Raw genomic sequence first — 1342 nt, 5'->3', positions numbered from 1 at the left:
GAGTGTCTGTTCTTTTTTCATGATATCACCGGGTGAAGGTTCAGGTTCTGGCCCTCTCCACCGCCGCCCATGCCGCGAAGAGTGCCACCGCTCCCAGGGCGGCGATGCAGACGCCCCGGAGGGTCGAGACGGGGAGGGCGAGTGAGGGGGGAAGGGAGAGGTCGAGCGGATCTGTCCAGAGGACGAGCACCACGAGGTACGGGAAGAGGAGGGTGCCCGAGAGAAGGACGGCGGGGATGGGCCGCCTCAGGGGGACGCGGCGGTTGAGGAGGAGAAACGGCGTGACCGCCGCAAGGCAGAGGAGGCTGAGGCCAGAAAGGAATGTCAGAAGGCTCAGCAGGGCGTCGAGGAGGGGAGGGGCGCCGAAGTACGACCACCCGGAGATAAAGTTCGGCAGGTCCATACGCGTCGACGCCCCCATCAGGGAGGCGGGGACGAGATAGAGGAGGGCGAGGAGGGCGAAAAGGATCAACAGACACCGTGGTCTGGCCTGCACCTCAGTCCTCACGCCCAGGAAGAGGAGGGCGGCGGCGCACCCGAAGAGGAGAGGGGTCAGGAGGAGGACGCCGGCGAACCGGACCATAGCGAGGACACCTGTGTCCGGCATCCTGACCGCCGGTTCCGGGTCCTCCCCCGGCGGCCTGACCGCGGACGGCGAGAAACGTTCTGCGATCAGCGCCTTCAACGGATCCTCCGGATCGGGGCCGACGATGTCCCCCTGAGTCCCGTAATAGACGATGAAGAGATCGTTTCCATTGTCGAACGGCCTCACGTAGGTGAGGACGTATCCCATCACCGCCCCGTTCGTGAAGAACAAGGCCGGACATACCCGCTCTGCCGCGGCGGCCGGGAGATGGTCGCCGAGGTCGAGAGTCACCGGGGATACCTCGCCACGGGCGGCCAGCGACTCGAAGAACACCTTCTTCTCGTCCCTGAAGGCCTCTTCGTCGGTGTACCACCACTGGCCGACGACGTACTCCTCGCCCGTCTGCCCCCGCGTGTACACGGCATGGAGGGCGGTCGCGGACCGGGAGGAGAAAGAGAGGAAGGGACCGTCGTCGACATCGCCCTGGTCCAGGTGAAAGTCGCCTGCACGGGTGTGGACGGTGAAGGGGGATCCCGGCGTGCCTGACCCGTCGGGAATGAACCAGGTGTGCTTCATAAAAGAGTCAGGGTAATCGGAGCCGCAGATAAAGAGTCCGGGCTCGAAAAAACCCGGGACAAACCAGATGATGGTCATACAGAGAAGGAACAGTCCCATGGTCGCCGCCGGCCGCGGCGTCTGGTCTTCGGACCTGGTGGTCGTGCCTCTTTTCACGTGTATGCTCCGGTCAGGGCGGGT

The 1342-nt window shown here is 64.7% G+C and carries 1 protein-coding gene; it reads right to left on the bottom strand.

Features of this window, described 5'->3' with window-relative positions:
* Nucleotides 1–40: 40 nt before the first annotated feature.
* The coding region (locus tag Q0520_RS04040) for a hypothetical protein (protein ID WP_298666936.1) at nucleotides 41–1342 on the bottom strand (1302 nt) is incomplete at its 5' end.

The organism is uncultured Methanofollis sp., from assembly GCF_937919355.1.
GTDB lineage: Archaea > Halobacteriota > Methanomicrobia > Methanomicrobiales > Methanofollaceae > Methanofollis.
Note: the sequence above shows the minus strand (reverse complement) of the source record. Positions and strands in the feature narration are given on the sequence as shown.